The following is a 17,251-nucleotide window of genomic DNA, read 5'->3' as shown; positions in this document are numbered from 1 at the left end:
CTCCCACCAAGGGAGACAACAGCTAACGTTATGACAATAGACCAATTCAATTTTGCAGGCCATAAGGCCTTTGTCCGTGTGGACTTCAACGTACCTCTTGATGAGCATTATCACATAACTGACGACACGCGCATCCGCGCCGCCATACCCACGCTCAGCCGTATTATAAAGGATGGCGGCAGTGTTATCATCGGTTCGCATTTGGGACGTCCCAAAGGCGTGGACGTACAGTTCTCTCTGCGTCATATCCTGACGCATGTGAGCGAGTTACTGGGCGTACCCGTTCAGTTTGCCGACGACTGTGTGAGCGATGAGGCTGTGAGCATGGCCGGCCGACTTCGTGCCGGCGAAGTGCTTATGCTGGAGAATCTGCGCTTCTATGCCGAAGAAGAAGGTAAGCCCCGCGGCCTCAAGGAGGACGTTACGGCCGAAGAGAAAGCAGCAGCCAAGGCCGCGATAAAAGAAGCGCAGGCACTCTTCACACGCAAATTGGCTTCGATGGCCGATTGTTACGTAAACGATGCCTTCGGTACGGCACACCGCGCGCATGCTTCGACAGCCCTGATCGCAGCACAATTCGACCGCGACCACAAAATGTTTGGCTACCTCATGGAGCAGGAGGTGCGTGCCGTTGAGAAAGTGATGCACCAGATCGAACGCCCCTTTACGGCTATTATGGGCGGCTCCAAAGTATCATCCAAGATCGAGATCATCGAGAATCTGTTGGGCAAAGTGGACAACCTGATTCTCTCCGGCGGTATGGGCTACACCTTTGCCAAGGCTGCGGGAGGTACTGTAGGCAAGTCGCTCGTGGAAGACGACAAACTCGATCTGGCACGCGACATCGTGCGTAAAGCCAAGGAGCAGGGTGTGAATCTGGTCTTGTCGGTAGATGCCAAGATAGCAGACCGATTCGACAACGATGCACAGACGCGTTATTCCGACATTATGACGATCCCCGACGAATGGGAAGGTCTGGATATAGGTCCCAAGACAATGGCTCTCTTCCGTGACGTCATCCTGCAATCCAAGACCATCCTCTGGAACGGCCCGACGGGTGTATTCGAGATGGATAACTTCTCCGACGGCTCACGCGCTGTGGGCGAAGCCATTGCAGAAGCTACTGCGGCAGGAGCATTCTCGCTCGTCGGTGGCGGCGACAGCGTGGCCTGTGTGAATAAGTTCGGTCAGGCCGAGAAGATGTCTTACGTCTCCACCGGTGGCGGTGCACTTCTCGAAGCTATCGAAGGTAAAACATTGCCCGGCATAGCCGCCATAGCGGGCTGATCACCAACGACTGACTGTACAAACTGAAATGGATAACAGACTGGAAGAAGAAGCACGCGCCTACCACGCAGGGTCGAAGCCGGGCAAACTGGAGATACGTCCCACGAAGCCTCACTCCACGCAGCACGATCTCACACTGGCTTATAGCCCGGGTGTAGCCGTTCCCTGCAAGGACATAGAAGCCGATCCCGCATTGGCCTATCAATATACTGCCAAGGGCAATCTCGTCGCTGTGATCTCTAACGGCACGGCGGTGCTTGGCTTGGGCGACATCGGTGCGCTGGCCGGTAAACCCGTTATGGAGGGGAAGGGACTCCTCTTCAAGATCTATGCCGGCATAGATGTATTCGACATAGAAGTGAACGAGACCGATCCGGCGCGATTTGTCGAAGTGGTGAAGGCCATTGCCCCGACTTTCGGCGGCATCAATCTGGAAGACATCAAAGCGCCCGAATGTTTCGAAATCGAGGAGCGCCTCAAGCGCGAACTGGACATCCCCGTCATGCACGACGACCAGCACGGGACTGCGATCATCTCCTCCGCCGGACTCCTCAATGCGCTGCGTATTGCCGGTAAGAAAATAGAGGATGTGCGCATCGTGGTGAACGGAGCCGGTGCATCGGCATTCTCCTGTACCAAACTGTACGAATCGTTCGGTGCAAGGCGCGAGAACATCCTCATGCTCGACAGCAAGGGCGTGATCACCACCGAGCGCAACGACCTCACCGAGCAGAAACGATATTTCGCCACGACGAGAACCGATGCTCACACATTGGCCGAGGCGGTAGCCGGTGCCGATGTATTCGTGGGACTGTCGCGTCCTGATGTGCTCACGCCGGACATGGTGCGCACGATGGCAGCCAATCCCATCGTCTTCGCACTGGCGAACCCCCATCCGGAGATTACTTACGAGGCAGCCACATCGGCGCGAGAGGACATCATCATGGCGACGGGACGATCGGATTATCCCAATCAGATCAACAACGTCATTGGATTTCCCTATATCTTCCGCGGTGCTCTCGACGTGCGTGCACGTACCATCAACGAAGAGATGAAGCGAGCGGCCACGCTTGCCATTGCAGCTTTGGCGCGCGAGGCGGTGCCCGACGAGGTGCTCCGTGCCTACGGAAGCGGACAGTTGCACTTCGGCCGCGACTATTTCATCCCCAAGCCGGTGGATCCCCGCCTCATTGTCCGCGTATCTACGGCAGTGGCACGGGCGGCGGTGGAGAGCGGCGTGGCAGAAAAGCCCATAACGGACTGGGTTGCCTACGAGACGGAACTACTCAGCCGTGTGGGACTGATGAGTCACCTCACACGCCGATTGCACGAATCTGCAAAGCTCTATCCGCAGCGCGTGGTCTATGCCGCTTGTGAAAATCCCGCCGTACTCAAAGCTGCGGCTGCCGCCCGCGATCAGGGGATGGCATACCCCATCATGCTGGGAGAGGAGCGGGAGATCAGACTGCTCGCAAAGGAGTTGGATCTGAGCCTCAACGGCATCAGTATTGTGAACTATCGCACCGAAGAAGAGAAAGAACGCCGACATCGTTATGCCCGCCTCTATGCCGATCAGAACTGGCGTCGCGGAGGTAACCACACCGAAGCGCAGGACAAGATGTTCGACCCCAACTACTTCGGTATGATGATGGTGCAGACGGGTGAGGCCGATGCCATGATAACGGGCATCTTCAGCAAGCATAGTCAGCTCGCCAATGTGGCACTGGAGACTGTGGGTTTGCAGGAGGGAACGGGACACTTGGCCACCATGCACATGGTGAGCCTGAAGAATGGCCCCCTTTTCCTTGCAGACACACTCATCAATCATAACCTCACGGCCGAAGCCCTCGTGGATATAGCAGTGATGGCTTATGAGAGGGCGCACTGCTTCGGGGTGAAACCCGTGCTTGCGTTGGTAGGATTCTCCGACTTCGGGGCGGATACCGATGCCAACAGCACCGTGCAGGCTGCCAAGGCTGTGGCCATCCTCCACGAGAAGTACTCGCATATACCCGTGGATGGGGAGATGCGCGTGTCAATGGCTCTGCATGCCGATAAACGCGACCAGCAATATCCGCACAATAAGATCAAGGGGCAGAACGCCAATGTGCTCATCTTCCCCCGACTCTCCGCCGCCAATGCCTGCTATCAGCTCCTGCGCGAGGCGGATGATGCCGAGGAGGTACTCGGCCCTATCCAGATGGGACTGGCGCGGCCTATCTACTTTGTGGATCAGGAAGCGACGGTGTCGGACATCCTCAATCTCACGGCTGTGGCTGTCCTCGACAGCCATGCGTGTCTGATCTGAGCCGGACGATTTACTTATAATCATATCGTATGATCAAGAAAGGGGTATTCCTCCTATTGCTCTTCGGAATTCTCTCCCTCACGGCGTGGGGGAGAGATTTTTCTATCTCTTCGCCGGATGGGCGCCTGCGGGTCGTTATCCGTGTGGCAGAGACGGTGACTTACTCCTTGATGCATGACGGCGTGGAGCTTGTCTGCGAATCTCCTCTCTCGATGACGCTCACCACGGGCGAAATCTGGGGGCACAAGGCGCAGATGAGAGACTTCCGGTCCGAGGAGCATCGCGGCACGATAGCATCGCCCTTCAGCAAGAGTGCGATGGTGACCGATCATTACCGAGAAGGAGTCCTTCGCTTTCGGGGCGACTGGGCGCTGCGCTTCCGCCTCTACAACGATGGCATGGCCTATCGCTTCGTGAGCCATAAGAAGGAGCTGTACGAGGTAGCCTCCGAGGAGGTCTGCTTCCGCTTTCCCGCGGACTATGATGCCTACCTGCCCTATGTGAGAGGGGACGATCCTTGGCAGGGTTCGTTTGAGAACATCTACAGCCGTGCGCCCCTATCGGAGACCGATTCCCTCCGTCAGGCTTTCCTGCCTGTCTTGGTGGACGCGGGAGGCGATAGGAAGATCTGCGTGACCGAGGCCGATTTGGAGTCCTATCCCGGGATGTATTTGCGCAAAGGGGCGAGCGGCAGTTCGCTACAAGGTGTATTCGCCCCATATCCCACACGAACGGAGCAGGGCGGGTATAATATGCTCCAACAGCGCGTCAAAGAGCGTGCTCCGTACATCGCACGAGTGCAGGGGCCAAGGGCATTCCCCTGGCGTGTGATGCAGGTGACGACTGCGGACAAAGACTTGGCCGTGTCGGATCTCACCTATCGCCTCGCAGCACCATCGCGGGTGCAGGACATCGACTGGATACGTCCGGGCAAGGTGGCATGGGAGTGGTGGCACAACTGGAATATCACCGGTGTCGATTTCTGCGCCGGCATCAATAACGACACCTATCAATACTACATAGACTTTGCAGCCGAACATGGTATCGAATATGTGATCCTCGATGAAGGTTGGTCGGTGAACAAAGTGGCCGATCTCATGCAGGTGGTTCCCGAGATAGACCTCAAAAAGCTGGTGGCCTATGCCGATGCCAAGCGTGTGGGTATCATCCTATGGGCGGGCTATTGGGCTTTCGATCGTGATATGGAAGCTGTGTGCCGTCACTATGCGGCGATGGGCATCAAGGGGTTCAAAGTCGATTTCATGGACCGAGACGACCAGCAGATGGTGGACTTCATCTACCGTGCGGCCGAGACAGCTGCCCGCTACCATCTGGTACTCGACTTGCATGGCATGTATAAGCCCGCAGGTTTGCAACGCACTTTCCCGCATATCCTCAACTTCGAAGGAGTGTACGGCCTCGAACAGGTGAAATGGGCGGACGAATCTGTCGATATGGTTACGTATGATGTGACTGTTCCTTTTATCCGCATGGTGTCGGGACCGATGGACTATACGCAGGGAGCTATGCGCAATGCTGCACGGGGCAACTTCCGTCCCATCCATTCCGAACCGATGAGCCAGGGCACACGCTGTCACCAATTGGCGCTATACGTGGTCTTCGAGTCTCCTCTCAATATGCTGTGCGACAGCCCCTCGGAGTATAGGAAGGAGTCCGAATCGCTGGCTTTCATCGCCGGTATCCCGACGGTCTGGGACGAATCCGTCGCGCTTGATGGAGAAGTGGGCCGATACATTGCCATCGCGCGGCGAAGTGGAGACAAATGGTATGTGGGCGGACTCACGAATTGGGATGCCCGAGAGATGGAGGTGGACTTTTCTTTCCTGCCCGCAGGCACTTACAGGGCTACCATATTCCAAGACGGCAGCAATGCAGATCGCAAAGGAACGGATTATGCGCGGAAGGAATGCCTCGTCACGCCATCTGACCATCTGCTACTGCATCTCTCTCGCGGCGGTGGATTTGCGATGGAGTTGGATAAGCTCCGATAGCGCTCGCTCCGCTTTCGTTTCCGTGCCAGAATCGTTCATCGCGGAAATGGTGGGTAAAATCGTAAATTTGTGGCATGAAAGAAACAAATACGGGGAATGTGTATAGCCCCGAACTAATAGAATTTGCGACCGTAGGGGTGGAGTACTGTGCCCTCTTGGAGCAGGCATCGGCTCATAGTACGGCGGATTTTATCGACAAAGCTTCCAAATTGCTACCCCTTCTTTACCTCAAGGCTGCCCTCCTCCCGCCGTACGAATACAGCGAGGAGACAGACTATGTGGAGGAGTACATCGTGGAAGATGCCTACGAGCAAGTGCGCAATACCATCGTTGCCCTCTTGGGTGAGTACGATTCGTTTCTGGATGCCCGACATGCCGATATGCGCTATAGTGATACGCCCGTGGGAGCAAGCATCGGCGAGTATCTGGCCGACGTGTATCAGCAGGTCGGCAATCTGCTCGGCATCGTGCGCCAATCGAACGATGCTGCCATCCCGACGGCCATCGGTCGCTGTCGCAGTTACTTCGCAGAGTACTGGGGCAATAGGCTCATCGCTGCTGCCGGAGCACTCCACGAACTGCGTTACGGCGAGGTGTACCGAATGCTGGAAGAGGAAAACGACGAAGAAGAGAATTGACCTAATATCTATAGGACCAAATATAATTATGGTGGCTACTATTGACAAAGAAGAAGTGGCGGGCTTGGAGACAGAGAGCTTCCCCGGTACCATTCACCTGATTGATACGCCCGAGGCTGCATCCGATGCCGTGAAGAAACTATCGGCATACCGCATCCTCGGTTTCGACACAGAGACGCGTCCTTCTTTCGAGCGAGGCGCACGCCCTTCTGTGGCGCTTATGCAGATAGCGACGGAGACGGATTGCTTCCTTTTCCGCCTCAACATCATCAATATCCCTGACGAGCTGCAACAGCTCTTGGAGAATCCCGATACCCTCAAGGTGGGGCTCAGCCTCCACGATGACGTCACGGTCATCCGTCGGCGCAGACCCCTCGAGCCGGCCGGCTTCGTCGAGCTGCAACGCCTTTGCCCTGCATACGGCATCCGCGACTCCAGCCTCCAGAAGGTGTATGCCATCATCTTCGGGAAACGCATCAGCAAGTCGCAGCGACTCACCAACTGGGAGGCTCGCAAGCTGACCGATGCCCAGCAGGGCTATGCCGCTCTGGATGCATGGGCCTGCCTGCGTATCTTCAACCACTTGATGACGCTTCCTACTCCCACTCCTACTCAATTTGCTCTCCTATGACCGCTCTCCCTACGATCTGCTTGCTCCCGCGAAAAGAGGAGTCAGTCAAAAGATTCCATCCGTGGATCTTCTCCGGTGCCATCGCTTCGATAACGGGTAAACCCGTCGAGGGCTATCTCGTCCAAGTGCTCTCCTCCACACTGGAAATGCTGGGCGTGGGCCATTATGAAAAGGGAAGTATAGCCGTGCGCATGCTCTCCTTCGATGCCGATACGGTGGTGGATGCGCGATTTTGGGAGGAGCGGCTGGCCGCTGCTTTCCGTCTGCGTCAGGCTTTGGGGCTGATCAGATACGACGACTCGGTCTCTCGCAATACGGTCTACCGCTTGGTGCATGGAGAGGGGGATGGATTGCCCGGCTTGATCGTCGATGTGTACGGACACACGGCTGTCTTGCAGGCGCATAGTGTAGGGATGCATCGCGTCCGCACCGAGCTGGCGCAAGCTATCGTGGCAGCGTCTTCGGGCAGCATCCGAACGGTCTATTACAAGTCGGACAGCACTTTGCCTTTCAAGGCTGGATTGGAATCGGCCGATGGTTTTCTCATCGGCTCGGGACAGGCCGAAGCCGAGCATGAGAACGGTCTGTTGTTCCTGCCCGACTGGATCAAGGGGCAGAAGACGGGATTCTTTATTGACCAGCGAGAAAATAGATCTTTGCTGGAAAAGTATGCCGCAGGGCGCCGCGTGCTCAATATGTTTTGCTATAGCGGCGGCTTTTCTCTCTACGCCATGCGCGGAGGAGCTGCCGTGGTGCACTCGGTGGACAGCTCGGCGCGAGCCATCCATATGCTGGAGAAGAATATGGAGCTGAACTATGCGGGTGATAGTCGTCACGAATCCCAGACGACCGATGCTTTTCGTTTTTTGGACAGCATGGAAGCCGGTGCTTATGACCTGATCGTGCTCGATCCGCCAGCCTTCGCCAAGCACCGTAAGGTACTGCGCAATGCTCTCATCGGCTATCGCAAGCTGAATGCTGTAGCCATTCGCAAGATTGCCCCGGGCGGGGTGCTCTTTACTTTCAGTTGCTCACAAGCAGTCAGTCGGGAGGAGTTCCGTTTGGCTGTCTTCACGGCAGCAGCTTCGGCGGGGCGTAAGGTGAGGATCCTGCACCAGCTTACCCAACCGGCTGACCATCCCATCAACATCTACCATCCCGAAGGAGAATACCTCAAAGGACTGGTGCTGTACGTCGAGTAAACGGTACGTGACGCACCCGTCCGTGCACTTACGATTACGATCTATGATAACAGAAAAGAAGCTCCTGTCCCATCATGCGAATGGGCTTATATTCTTAGAAATTTGTTCGGAGGAGCAATTCATCGGTAAAGAACAAGACGCATTAGATTTGTTGGGAGAACTGTATGGAAAATGTTATGATGGCATTATCATGCACGAGCGGAATATCGCTTCCAGTTTCTTTGACTTGAAAACGAGACTAGCAGGCGATGTCCTTCAGAAGTTCTCCAATTATTGCGTTCGCCTTGCCATTGTCGGCGATTGGTCAAAATATCCCAGCCACAGCCTTAGCGCCTTTATTATGGAGAGTAACAGAGGTAAAATAGTGAACTTCGCCACTTCCATAGAAAAAGCCGTAAAACTATTGTCGAGGTTTAATTAAACTGTCGAAATAGGAAACAGGATTATGACTAAAATCAGTGTTTGGAGAATCGGAGAGAGTTTGCTCGCCAAGAAATAGGGGAGGAATCTTAGTAGTAGCGTTCGTATAAGCGCTGCAGTTCGCCGTTTTGACGCAGACGATCCATCCAGCCGTTCAAGCTGTCGCACAGTGCAACTGATCCTCTGCGCACAAGCCATGCTTGGCGAAGGCCGAAAGACAAAGGCGTGGAACAGTCAATGCCCGAGAGCAGTTTTGCCAATACTTTGGCTTCCCGTTCATTGCAGATGGTGTAGTCGATGTCGCCCGAAGCTACCATCATGGCCAGTTGCTCCGAGGAGTATGTGGGGTCGGTGCGGACAAAGATGCTGTCTCCGATCTCTTCGGACAGATGCGAGATGAAAAGACGAGTGGGAGAGGCTTCGGGTATGGTGACGGTGCGTCCGGCAAGGTCGATTTGCTGACTGACGAGACTATCTGACTGCCGCTGTACGAGGAAGAGGCGGCCCGGATGCACGAGGTCGAGAAAGCGGTAGCGCGTCGTGTCGGTTACGGCCGTGAGGGGAATGTCTTGTGCGATGATGTCGCAATTGCCGCGGTGGAGGCTTTCGAGGCTTTCTTTCCAGTTTTTTTCCAAGCTGATTTCGATCCGGATACCGCTTATCTTGGAAAGTTGTCGTGCCAAATCATAGACGAAACCAGCCGTCGAATCCTGTCCTACGTAATAGTCGCGCTCATTGTATTGGGCAATGATCCTCATGACGCCTTCTTCCCGAATGGCTGCGTAGTCGCGCAAGGAGTCGATGTGCGTCTCTTGATCAGAGCGGTTCGAGACGCAATGGCGCAGGGAGGCCATCAGTACAAGCACCGATGCCAGCAATACTCCGTAGAGAAGGATCTGCTTTTTCATACCTTATTTATTGAAGTCAATGGCGATGCCCATGCGCAGGCCGCGCGGATTGTAGGGCGTGTGCACCAGTGAGAAGCGATTGCTTTTCATGAATAGCTCGGCCAGATTGTACATCTCGAAGAAGAAGCGTGCTCTCTTGAGGTGTACATTGACGTAGGCATTCATGAAAGGGAAAGAACCTCCCACCTTGATGGCTTGCTGCGTGGTGAACTGCTGCGTGGCAGGCTCGTAATAAGGAGCATAGTAGGAGGAATGGATGCGGGCATCGACACCCGTCTGAATGCGCATAACCTTGGTGCTGCTGGGGAGGCGGAAGTCGAGGAAGATATTGCCATAGGCTGCGAGCTTAGGCAGGGGGAGAGCTGTTTGGTTGCTGCTCGTCTGGTAGGCGGCTTCGATCTCCCAGCCGAGTGAGCGGTAGCGATAAGCATGAGCGATGCGTCCTTCGAGGACCTGTATGGGCGAAGACACCTGTTCGGGGAAAGCCGTGCTGTTGAAATAGATGTAGTTCTTGAGCGTCGCGGACTGCAGGGAGAATGTGGTGCCCCAATCCTTCAATTGTAAGCGACCTCCCAAACGGAGCTGCTGCATGAAGTCGAAGGACTCATCCCACCAATGGAGTGTGCCGTGATGGTGGCGTAGGAAGTAGCCGGGGCGGACGTTGAGGAGTTGCGCCCAAGCTTCGATCTCTGTCTTTTTGCGGAATAGACTGAATGCCGTATTCAATTGTCCTCGGAGCTTGAAGGCTCCTGCATCGCTCCCCACGATAGCCAGTTCGCCGTCCGCGTTGAAGTTGAGCATGCTGTCCTGTCGTCGGCTGATCTCTCCGCCGATGTATGTCGTAAACTCCTTGTCTGTGGGAGGTACTCCGGCGATTGAGTCCTGCAGGGTGAAGAAGCGGTTTTCCAATCGGATGTAAGCTGTCATGCCGAACTTGGCCCAGCGATGAAAACCTTCGCGTAGGGACAGAGCTATCGTATTGTGATACTCCTCCATCCTCGTGGTATCGTTAGGGGCTACGATCACTTCTCCCGCTTCATTCAGTTGCTTGATGAAGAGGTTGGGGTAGATGCTGTCGCCCAATGTGCCTTTCACCTTGAAACGGCGACGGCTTTTGGTGTAGTTGAAAGTGTGTGAGATGCTGCCCACGGGAACGAATACCATCGTGTCGATCATCGTCGGGGCTTGGAACTCGTCTCCTCCATAATGCTCGACTTGTCCCTTGCGGTAGAATCCGAGATTATACCGATGGGTAAGACGCGCAGCGCCTTGACGGAGAGAATTGAACATGATGTTACCCGGGAACTTAACAGGTATGTCCGTCGATACGAATTCATTAGTCCCGACGGCAAAGTTGCCCGGGTGGGTCACGTAGGCATCGTCAGTGATACCTCCGTTTTCGGTCATCAGATAATAGTTGTTGCCCACATAGCCATAGACTTCATATCGGTCGGAGCGGTAGCTGCCGAAGAATCGATAAGAGATCGCCTTGGTCTTATTGGAGTTGTAGAACCCTCTGCTATAGATATAGTCCACGTCGTTACCGAAGTTGATCTTCTTCCCCAGATTTACTGCCATGGTAGAGCGGATCTCTTCTTCGCGCGTCTGTACATCACCGTGGCGTAAGAAGACTACTTGCGTGGTAGGGCTTTTGGTGTCGTAGAATCGGGCTGTGAGCGGATCAATCAGCATCCCGTGCAGCCCGTACATATACATGAACTGCGGATGGTAAAGCGGACGGTCGAAAAACATCTTGCTCTCCCACGGTGAGTTCAGATTGCCCAAATAGCCCATGGCCAGCGAACGGCTCTCGGCTTTCATCCGATTGTAAAAGCCCAACATGACTGTGTCGATCGGGGCGCGCAATAGATCTCCCGTATTGGGGTTGAGCGTATAGACCTTGAGCTTGTCGCCACGGGCTATCTGCTCTTCTTCAGTCGCTTCCTTGACCTCTTGTTTCTGTATGTCTTGTAGATAGTCGTGCTGCGCTGTGGCAGAAGCTACCACAGACAAGAGCAATATGACGACGTAAGCAATCTTTCTCATACCTTCATGATAAACGTGGCATTCTACCACCCGCCGGAAGCTCCACCTCCACCGAAGCTGCCACCTCCAAAGCTTCCTCCACCGAAACCTCCACCACCGAAACCACCGCCAAAGCCTCCGCCTCTGCCACCGCGTCCGAGTAGTGAGCCGAGTAGGATGCCGGCTGCTGCCGCTTCCAGTTCGCTATTGTCCCGATATTGTTGTTTGTGGTTCTCTCCACAATAGAGACAGCGCCATTCCTTTTGGATCATCGGGCCTTGATTGGTGCGCACGCGTCTCTCTCCTATGTACTGCAGAGCCACGGTACCACATGCAGGACAACGTTTGTACGTCGTGCCGGGACGGTCATATACGATCACTTGGGCATGGTTGCAAGAGGAGCAAGCATAGACCTTGAAGTCTCGGCTATTCAGGTTACGCTCCATCTGCTGTTGGGGAGTGAGATAGTGGTTGATATCAGCGCTTCCGCTTAGGAGTCCGACGGTATGATTGTGGCACTGCGGACAGAGGGTGATCTCTTTTTTGAGTTTGGCTTGGCGGGCTTTGGCTATCAATAGCACCACCAGAAACCCGGGAGGGAAGAGCAATAAGAACACGCAGCCCATGGCCAACAGTTGGCGATGAATATATTCGTACTCTTCAATAGCCGTGGCACGCGGATGGCGCTTGCGATACGAGGTGAATTGATACAGCACTCCCAGCGTGACCAAGGTCAGGAAGATGCAGTACACCGTGATGATAAAGCCCCAACTGATCGATTCCGAAGGGGAGTCTGATCCGTCGGGTTTGACATCATAAGTGCCGTCCAACACCTGCTGAACGGCTTGTACTCCTTCAGAAAGTCCTTCGGCATAGTTGCCTGAACGGAAATGAGGGATCATGTCGTCATGGATGATGCGGCTGAGACGACCGTCAGGCAGATAACCTTCCAAGCCGTAACCCGTCTCGAATCGCACACGGCGGATGTCCAAAACGAGCAGCAGGAGCAGGCCGTTGTTGTGCTTCTCCTTGCCAATTCCCCAGTGTCGAGCCAGCGCCAGAGAGAAATCCTCCAGACCGGCATCGCCAATAGAGGGAAGTGTGACGACAGCAAACTCTACACCATGGGTGCTACGGATCGCTCTCAACTGCCGATTCATCGCCTCTTCTTGTGCCTGACTCAGGAGGCCGGCTTCGTCTGTGACGAGGCGGGTACTGTCCTGCAACTGCACATTGGGCACCTCTTCCGGCTTATACACCCGTTGTGCCGAGGCTGACGGATGCAGTGCAAGAAGGAAGAGTAGCATCACCAACCAGCTGAAAGACTGATTGGCGATGCACTGAATCCTATTCTTTGACGAGCTGATCATCGAGCGTTTGCGCTTGTCGATTGTCTTGTTTTAGAATTTCACCTGAGGAGCTTTTTCAGCACCTTCTTCGGATTGGAAGTACGGACGTTGGTTGAAGTTCATCAAACCGGCAATGATATTGGACGGGAAGCGACGAACGGCCACGTTGTACGTCTTGGCTATGGCATTGAAGTCCTGACGAGCTACTGCGATTCTGTTTTCCGTGCCTTCGAGTTGCACCTGCAGATCGCGGAAGTTCTCATTAGCCTTGAGCTCGGGATAGCGTTCCACTACTACCATCAGACGCGAAAGTGCGCTTGAGAGCTGATCTTGTGACTGTTGGAACTTGGCCAGATTCTCTTCTGTCAGGTTCTCGGCATTGATGTTCGTTGCTGTAGCCTTGCTCCGGGCTTCGATCACTGCCGTGAGCGTTTCACTCTCGTGAGCGGCATAGCCTTTTACCGTCTCCACCAAATTGGGGATAAGGTCGGCACGACGTTGGTATTGGTTCTCTACTTGGCTCCAAGCCGTATTGACAGCTTCTTGCTTGTCCACGAATCCGTTGTATTTGACTACACCCCAGCTGAACAGCAGTATGACGACTGCTACGATCGCTATAATGATCACTGTTCCTTTTTTCATCTTTTTCTTTTGTTTAGTTAGTATCTACGTATGATTTGTATTGTTCTCTTATCGACGTCTGGCAGGAGCCTTGTCTTTCTTCACCGACCAACCGAAGTAGCCGAGGAAGTCCCCGAGTGCGAAGTATTCGCCATGAGAGTACGCCAAAAGGTTGGCACGTTCCATGTCGAAAGAACCCGTATCGGGATTGATGTATTGTTCGTCTGCGCGGATGTTCACCACATCGGCCATGAACATATCGTGACTGCCCAGCGGGATAATCTCACGCACCTTGCACTCGATGCTTATGGGCGATTCGGCTACGAGAGGAGCTTTGATCAGCTTGGCCGGCTCGACGGTCAGCCCCGTCTCGGCAAACTTGTCATAGTCTTTACCTGAGCGCACACCGCACCAGTCCGTTTCGCGAGCCATGGCTACGGTTGTGAGGTTCAGCCCGAACTCTCCCGTCTCTTTAATGATGGGGTAGGAATGGCGTTCGGGACGGATGCTTACGTAGCACATCGGCGGTTGGCTGCAGATCGTCCCCACCCAGCTTGCCGTCAGTAGGTTGTAGCCCTCCGGCTGTGAACCGCAGCTCACTAATATGGCCGGTAGCGGATAGATGAGGGTGCCGGGTTTCCAGTCTTGTCTCATTGTTGTCTGTTTTGGATGCCGACTGCTATAGGAGTTCGATGCGTTCGTTGGCAAGTTTGCGTTCGCAGTAGCAACAGCGTAGCGTACATTCGGCCACATCGATCACACGGAAGCGCGTCGGCATAGGTTCGTTATTGGTGATGCACTTCGGGTTCGGGCAGCGAACGAGCCCTACTACCTCTTGCGGTACCACCACTTGGCGTTTCTCTACAACTTCATAATCCTTGATAATGTTCAGACGCACATTAGGCGCAACAAGGGCAATGCGGTTCAGTTCCTCTTCGTCGAAGCTCTTGTCCTCTATCTTGATCACCCCCTTTCTCCCATAGCTTTGGCTCAGCAGATTGTTGCCGATGGTGATGCGTCCGTCGAATTCGTCCAGCTGCAAGAGAGTTGCCACCTTGAAGAGTTTGGTCGGAGGGATATGGTCTATCACGATACCATTACGAATGGCGGCGACGAGCATTTCTTTTTTTTTCATCACTGTCTGTCGTTAGTTAGGAACATCGATGCCGAGTACTTCGCATATGATGGATTGTCTCGTATAGAGACCGTTGAGAGCCTGCTGGATGAAATAGGCTTTCGGGTTGTCATCCACGTCGTAAGCAATCTCTCCCACACGGGGCAGGGGGTGCAGCACGCGCAGGTTGGGGCGGCTGTCGGCGAGCATATCATTGGTGAGCACGTACACATCCTTCACGCGTTCGTATTCTTCCAAGTCTGTGAAGCGTTCGCGTTGCACACGGGTCATGTAGAGGATGTCGCAGTTATTGATGACCTCTTCGTCGAAGTGCTTCGTTTCGATGAAGGGCAGCCGGTGGTCGTAACAGAACTGCTTGTACTCCTCCGGCAGAGACAACTCCTCCGGCGCCACGAAGATGAAGCGGGGACGGAAGTGCGACATGCCTTCTATGAGAGAATGGATGGTGCGGCCGTACTTGAGGTCACCCACCATGGCGATGGTTTTGTCGTAGAGCGAGCCCTGTGTCTTGCGGATGGAATAGAGATCCAACAACGTCTGCGAGGGATGCTGGTTGGCACCATCACCTGCATTGACTACCGGCACGCGACTAACCTCCGAAGCGTAGCGGGCAGCTCCTTCGAGATGATGGCGCATGATGATCAGATCTGCATAGTTGCTCACCATCGAAATGGTATCCTTGAGCGACTCGCCTTTGGTGGAACTGGACGTGGAAGCGTCCGAGAAGCCGATGATGCGGCCGCCGAGGCGACTGACCGCCGTCTCAAAGCTCAGGCGGGTTCGCGTGGAAGGTTCGAAGAAGAGCGTAGCCACAACTTTGCCATTGAGAAGTTGTCGGTCAGGCTCTTGCTCGAAGAGTTCGGCACGGTCGAGAATACGTGTGATGTCCTCAGCCGTGCACTGGTCTATTGATACGATATGCTTCATTGTCGGATACGATGTAGATAGAGGTGGCGACGATTACTTCAGCGCGTACGAAGCCTTGACGGTGATGCTTGCTGTCTTCATCTTGGACGAGGTGTTGAACGAGCCGCCCCAGCTATAGTCCTCATTGCTGTTAAGGCCTACGATCTGGAAGACTCCCATCGAAGAAGAGAGCATCTTGCCCACAGACGAGCCGCTACCTTCGGCAATGACCGTGGCGCGGTTGAGAGCGTCTTCGGAAGCATTGCGTAGCATCTCCACCTTCAGGTCGTTGAGCTTTGTGTAGTAATAAGCCGGATCGTGGGAGGTGATCTCCAAGCCTTGATTGATCAGCTCGGTGATGTCGCGCGATATCTTCTCTACATGCTCGATGTTCTGTGAGGTTACGGTAACAGACTGAGACAGCAGGTAGCCGGCAAAAGTCTGTATCCTGCGCTCCGACTGTGAGTCGTAGTAGGAGTTGTACTCTTTGGATATGTTCACACTGGAGAAGGTGTAGGAAGAGTCCGGCAGCTGCTTGCTCCTCAGATAGTCTGCCACCAGTTTCTGCTTCTCTTGCAATGCTTTGTAAGCCGTTTCGAGATCGGCCATCTGTAGCTGATAGGAGGCCGACCATACGACCAAGTCGGACTTGAAGTTGCGCTCAGCCATGCCTGTTACCGATACCGAAGGCTGCGAACGACGCAGTTGGGCTACGCTGCGGCCGAGGGCATACAAACCCAGTACGAAGGCTAAGCCTACCACGATTGCGATTAGGAGTTTTTCTTTTTTCATCATAGAGTTGTCGTGCATTATAAGGTGAAACCTATCTTGTACGTCTATTTTTTATCGTTGTAGAATACGGGATAAGCAAAATATTGCGTCTCCCAACGACGAGTCCATATATTATACTCTTGCATAGCCCCGAAGGCAAAGCCGAATTTGTCGGACATCCTCACCTCCAGCGATCCCCCATACTGAGGTCCGAAGCCATACATCGGCACAGCCATGTTGAGCCCGGCACGCGTATTATTGTAGAGCGGGTAGCTGCCGAAAGCGTTGAGATACACTCTGTCGATCAGCTCGTAGCGCATACTGCCGTCGATGCTGAGATTCTTGTTGTCGAAGGCATTCCATTGTGCCTGTCGGTAATTGATACCTGTGGTGAAGCTGAGCCTGTCCGTCGCCTGCCAACGGAAGTGACCGTCGAGGGAGGTCATGGGCATGAAGCCGAAGTTATTTTGCCAGCCGCCTTGTACATGAGCCGTCAGGCTGTTCGACAGGCGGAAGTCCGCTCCGGCGTTCCATCCATAGTCTTTGCGGATGCCTGTGAGCAGGTCGTGGCCGAGACCGAAGTTGCCGGACGTGTAGAAACGCATCCGATCCGAGGGCTGCCACGAGAAAGTCCCTGCCGCATGGCGCGTGTGCAAGAGAGGGGCATCGTATTCGCGTCGCTCGGCCTCGAAGTGGATTTCGTCGCTCAGTCGCATAACAGACGGCCGAGGTTTGAATCCTTGCAGCAGAGCATCAGATACAGGTCTCTTGTTCAGCTCCTTGAGCGTGAGCTTAGACCGATATTCGGCAGGCAGGATGGGATGGTCGATGGAGAGGAGAGACGTCTGCGTGGCGACTTGCGGATCTGTGACAGGGTGGGCGAGAACGACGCTGTCCTGCTGCTCCTGTGCCATGGTGCTTAGGCTGCCTGCTGCAAAAAGCACGGCAAGCAGGATGGTTCTCAGATGACTAACGGGCCTATGGCATATCATAAGACTTCCTCATTGATGTAGCACAAAGATAAATTATATAGGTGTA

Annotated in this window: 16 protein-coding genes; 7 read left to right on the top strand and 9 right to left on the bottom strand. The window is 54.4% G+C overall.

The genetic code is table 11. The features are described 5' to 3' along the window. The first annotated feature begins 30 nt into the window (after window positions 1-30). The 7 genes from C7382_RS05845 (at window position 31) to C7382_RS05815 (ending at window position 8,499) form a co-directional block, all read left to right on the top strand. The gene (locus tag C7382_RS05845) at window positions 31-1,287 is read left to right on the top strand and encodes a phosphoglycerate kinase (RefSeq protein ID WP_116679358.1); all 1,257 of its coding nucleotides are present in this window, start codon (window positions 31-33) and stop codon (window positions 1,285-1,287) included. Between the two features lie 28 nt (window positions 1,288-1,315). Beyond that, entirely contained in the window at window positions 1,316-3,595 is a 2,280-nt protein-coding gene (locus C7382_RS05840) for an NADP-dependent malic enzyme (protein WP_116679357.1), read from the top strand. A 29-nt stretch (window positions 3,596-3,624) separates the two neighbouring features. After that, complete coding sequence (locus C7382_RS05835) at window positions 3,625-5,607, top strand: glycoside hydrolase family 97 protein (protein WP_165815127.1); 1,983 nt, start codon at window positions 3,625-3,627, stop codon at window positions 5,605-5,607. A 74-nt stretch (window positions 5,608-5,681) separates the two neighbouring features. Continuing rightward, window positions 5,682-6,245: a DUF5063 domain-containing protein gene (locus C7382_RS05830; RefSeq protein ID WP_116679356.1), complete on the top strand. Its 564-nt coding sequence runs from the start codon at window positions 5,682-5,684 to the stop codon at window positions 6,243-6,245. A gap of 28 nt (window positions 6,246-6,273) precedes the next feature. Next, the gene (locus C7382_RS05825; protein WP_116679355.1) at window positions 6,274-6,876 is read left to right on the top strand and encodes a 3'-5' exonuclease; all 603 of its coding nucleotides are present in this window, start codon (window positions 6,274-6,276) and stop codon (window positions 6,874-6,876) included. Continuing rightward, a complete protein-coding gene (locus C7382_RS05820) occupies window positions 6,873-8,078 on the top strand; it encodes a class I SAM-dependent rRNA methyltransferase (RefSeq protein ID WP_116679354.1) in 1,206 nt (401 codons plus the stop codon). Before C7382_RS05825 ends, C7382_RS05820 begins: the two co-directional genes overlap by 4 nt. Window positions 8,079-8,121: 43 nt before the next feature. After that, complete coding sequence (locus C7382_RS05815; protein WP_317042941.1) at window positions 8,122-8,499, top strand: DUF4180 domain-containing protein; 378 nt, start codon at window positions 8,122-8,124, stop codon at window positions 8,497-8,499. Between the two features lie 88 nt (window positions 8,500-8,587). Here C7382_RS05815 and C7382_RS05810 read toward each other — a convergent pair whose 3' ends face one another. From C7382_RS05810 to C7382_RS05770, 9 genes are read right to left on the bottom strand one after another with little or no spacing between them, the layout of a single operon-like run. Then, window positions 8,588-9,406, bottom strand: a complete 819-nt coding sequence (locus C7382_RS05810) for a transporter substrate-binding domain-containing protein (RefSeq protein WP_116679353.1) — start codon at window positions 9,404-9,406, stop codon at window positions 8,588-8,590. A gap of 3 nt (window positions 9,407-9,409) precedes the next feature. Continuing rightward, entirely contained in the window at window positions 9,410-11,452 is a 2,043-nt protein-coding gene (locus C7382_RS05805; protein WP_116679352.1) for a putative porin, read from the bottom strand. 23 nt (window positions 11,453-11,475) lie between these two features. Beyond that, window positions 11,476-12,801 (bottom strand): TPM domain-containing protein, encoded by a 1,326-nt coding sequence (locus C7382_RS05800; RefSeq protein WP_243405664.1) that lies wholly within the window; start codon window positions 12,799-12,801, stop codon window positions 11,476-11,478. A 30-nt stretch (window positions 12,802-12,831) separates the two neighbouring features. After that, a complete protein-coding gene (locus C7382_RS05795; protein WP_116679351.1) occupies window positions 12,832-13,422 on the bottom strand; it encodes a LemA family protein in 591 nt (196 codons plus the stop codon). Window positions 13,423-13,470: 48 nt separating this feature from the next. Further along, on the bottom strand, window positions 13,471-14,055 hold the full coding sequence (locus tag C7382_RS05790) for a flavin reductase family protein (RefSeq protein ID WP_116679350.1): 585 nt from the start codon (window positions 14,053-14,055) through the stop codon (window positions 13,471-13,473). 25 nt (window positions 14,056-14,080) lie between these two features. Continuing rightward, window positions 14,081-14,536: an aspartate carbamoyltransferase regulatory subunit gene (gene pyrI, locus C7382_RS05785; protein WP_116679349.1), complete on the bottom strand. Its 456-nt coding sequence runs from the start codon at window positions 14,534-14,536 to the stop codon at window positions 14,081-14,083. Window positions 14,537-14,548: 12 nt separating this feature from the next. After that, entirely contained in the window at window positions 14,549-15,463 is a 915-nt protein-coding gene (gene pyrB / locus C7382_RS05780; protein ID WP_116679348.1) for an aspartate carbamoyltransferase, read from the bottom strand. 33 nt (window positions 15,464-15,496) lie between these two features. Beyond that, complete coding sequence (locus C7382_RS05775) at window positions 15,497-16,234, bottom strand: SIMPL domain-containing protein (protein ID WP_165815131.1); 738 nt, start codon at window positions 16,232-16,234, stop codon at window positions 15,497-15,499. Window positions 16,235-16,278: 44 nt separating this feature from the next. After that, window positions 16,279-17,205 (bottom strand): porin family protein, encoded by a 927-nt coding sequence (locus C7382_RS05770; protein ID WP_243405663.1) that lies wholly within the window; start codon window positions 17,203-17,205, stop codon window positions 16,279-16,281. Window positions 17,206-17,251 lie beyond the last annotated feature (46 nt).

It is taken from the genome of Porphyromonas loveana (genome assembly GCF_003096695.1).
Classification (GTDB): Bacteria; Bacteroidota; Bacteroidia; order Bacteroidales; family Porphyromonadaceae; genus Porphyromonas; species Porphyromonas loveana.
The sequence above is the reverse complement of the archived record's forward strand: the minus strand, read 5'-3'. Positions and strand labels throughout refer to the sequence as shown.